Below are 2,810 nucleotides of genomic sequence, written 5' to 3'. Positions count from 1 at the left end.
TACAAAAGGGTGTTGCTAGTTTAAGCAACACCCTTTTGTTCGTTTTTACCTTTTTACTGCAAACCTCCATCCAAAAACTGATGGATGGCATACACTGAGTACTCACTAATTTACTGAGTAAACGTTTGCACCAGTTGAGCTATAAAGTTTCCTTGGAACTGACACTAACCGTCTCTAGCAGTGCCTAAGTAGTTATTTTCATAAGAGTTTTATACACTCATCTCTAGCATTCGTTGAATTGGTCGCAATGCTGTTATGCGAATATTTTCTGGCAAGATGATTTCGGCTGAGCGATTTTTCATCACACAGTAGAGCTTTTCCAAGGTATTTAACCGCATAAAAGGACACTCGTTACACGCGCAGTTATTTAATGGCGGTGCTGGTATAAAGCGCTTGTAAGGCGCTCGTTTCTGCATTTGATGAATGATTCCAGGCTCTGTAGCAACGATAAATTCTTGGCAAGGGCTTTGTTCACAATACTTAAGTAAAGCCGCTGTAGATCCGATAAAATTTGCGTGGCGCAAGACACTAGTTTCACATTCTGGATGGGCGATCGCCTCTGCTTGTGGGTGTGCGATTTTTAACTGCACAATTTTCTTTTCAGAAAAGGTTTCATGGACAACGCAACTTCCTTCCCACAGCACTAAATCTCTCCCAGTTTTTTCCATAACATACCGTCCTAAATTCCGGTCTGGGGCAAAAATAATTGGCTGATATTTGGGAATCTGCTGCACAATTTTGACAGCGTTGGAACTAGTGCAGATAATATCGCTCATTGCCTTAATATCAGCAGAGCAGTTGATGTAAGAGACCACCAAATGGTTTGGGTGCGCCGCTTTAAAAGCTGCAAACGCCTCTGCTGGACAACTATCAGCTAAAGAACAACCAGCATTTAAATCTGGTAAAAGAACCATCTTGTCAGGATTAAGAATCTTTGCCGTTTCTGCCATGAAATGGACACCAGCAAAGACAATGACATCTGCATTTGTATCAGCTGCTGCTTTGGCAAGCTGTAGCGAATCCCCAATAAAATCCGCTATATCTTGAATGTCGGGTTCTTGATAGTAATGTGCCAGGATAACCGCATTGAGTTCTTGTTTAAGAGTCTCAATTGCTGCAAATAAATCTAGTGGTAGATCACCCTGTTCGGTTTTTTCTCGTTGAGCAAGTGCAGTCGTAAACACAGTTAGACGTTGCTGAATGTTACAAGTTTTTGTCTGGTGGATTTAATTATAGTAGTTTTTACCAAAAATGTTTGAGGGGTAATGCTCCTCTGTGAAATTGTGTGAAGAAGAACTCAGAACGCAGAACTCAGCTTGGGCACTTCTTATGGGGGCTTGGTGACCCGCGAAGAGAGCGTGTTGGCCAGATGCATCAAAGATTTCCTGGGGGCTTGTACATTCCTACATTGCACTTCTTATGAACTCATCCAGCAATCCGTGATATTCAAACTTCTTTTATTTTTCTGAGTTGTGCGTTCTCTCTTGGTCAAAATCCTGTAATTTTCCTATGCTGGAAACAGATGGCAAGGAAAGTGGCATGACCAGTCAGAAAACAAACTCAAAAAATTTGAAAATTGCTGTAGTAGGAGATGTTCACGACCAATGGGAAGAAGAAGATGGCATAGCACTCAAGCATCTTGGTGTTGACTTACTACTGTTTGTTGGAGATTTTGGCAATGAGTCGGTGGAAGTGGTAAGAGCGATCGCATCTCTTGACATTCCCAAAGCAGCAGTCATGGGAAACCACGATGCCTGGTACACTGCCACAGAATGGGGACGTAAGAAGTGTCCTTACGATCGCACCAAGGAAGACTGGGTACAGCAGCAACTAGATTTATTGGGTGAAACCCAAGTCGGTTACGGTAAGCTAGATTTTCCTGATCTAAATTTAACGGTTGTTGGAGGTCGTCCCTTTAGCTGGGGTGGACCAGAGTGGAAATATACTGATTTCTACCAACAGTGGTATGGTGTGACCAGTTTTGAAGAGTCCACAGCCCGCATTGTGTCAGCCACAAAAAGTGCGGCTTACCAGACGATAATTTTTATAGGTCACAATGGTCCTACAGGGTTGGGCGATCGCCCAGAAGATCCCTGCGGAAAAGATTGGCATCCCATAGGTGGTGACTTTGGCGATCCAGATTTAGCAGAGGCGATATCTCAAACCATCACAGCTGGTAAAACCATTCCCCTCGTCACATTTGGTCATATGCACCACAGCCTGCGACACACAAAGAAAGAGCCGCGAAAACGCATTTTTAGAAGTCCAGAGGGGATAGTTTACTTGAACGCCGCAAGTGTACCCAGGATTGTGGAACATGGTAGCCATAAACAGCGTAACTTCTCCATTGTCCTCCTGGAAGATGGTGTTGTCTCTCAAGTCTTCCTCGTCTGGCTTGGAAAGGATTTCAGCGTTGTATATGAAGAAATTCTTTATCAAAAACCCAGTCCAGTAGTGCAAACTGCATAGAGAATGAGATATAATTCGTATCTGGTTGGCTTTATTTTTGGCTGACCGCTGACAGCTAAACGCTGACAGCTTTACTGGAGAGGTGGCAGAGTGGTCGATTGCGTCCGACTTGAAATCGGATGAACCGAAAGGTTCCGGGAGTTCGAATCTCCCCCTCTCCGTTGAAAGATTTGTGATGACTTGATTGGGCGTAACAGCACAAATTAGGCATTTGGTCACCTGTAATAATATTTAGGCGAGATTTAAGTTGTTTGCCTTAAAATTTTATAGCTTCCTCCGCGTTTTTTATAGCAGTTGCCAAGAAGGTTAGGACATAGAATAGAGAGAGTCCCCTAGCCTCA

The 2,810-nt window shown here is 43.5% G+C and carries 2 protein-coding genes and 1 tRNA gene; 2 read left to right on the top strand and 1 reads right to left on the bottom strand.

What is annotated here, in order from left to right:
- Positions 1-209: 209 nt before the first annotated feature.
- Positions 210-1,184, bottom strand: coding sequence for a quinolinate synthase NadA (nadA, locus tag DP116_RS27695; protein WP_169158178.1), 975 nt, complete (start codon positions 1,182-1,184; stop codon positions 210-212).
- 325 nt (positions 1,185-1,509) lie between these two features.
- Here nadA and DP116_RS27690 point away from each other — a divergent pair, with 325 nt between their 5' ends.
- Positions 1,510-2,469, top strand: a complete 960-nt coding sequence (locus DP116_RS27690; protein ID WP_246275829.1) for a TIGR04168 family protein — start codon at positions 1,510-1,512, stop codon at positions 2,467-2,469.
- 76 nt (positions 2,470-2,545) lie between these two features.
- Positions 2,546-2,630: transfer RNA gene (locus tag DP116_RS27685), tRNA-Ser, on the top strand.
- Positions 2,631-2,810 lie beyond the last annotated feature (180 nt).

Origin of the sequence: Brasilonema bromeliae SPC951 (assembly GCF_012912135.1) — a bacterium.
Classification (GTDB): domain Bacteria; phylum Cyanobacteriota; class Cyanobacteriia; order Cyanobacteriales; family Nostocaceae; genus Brasilonema; species Brasilonema bromeliae.
Note: the sequence above shows the minus strand (reverse complement) of the source record. Positions and strands in the feature narration are given on the sequence as shown.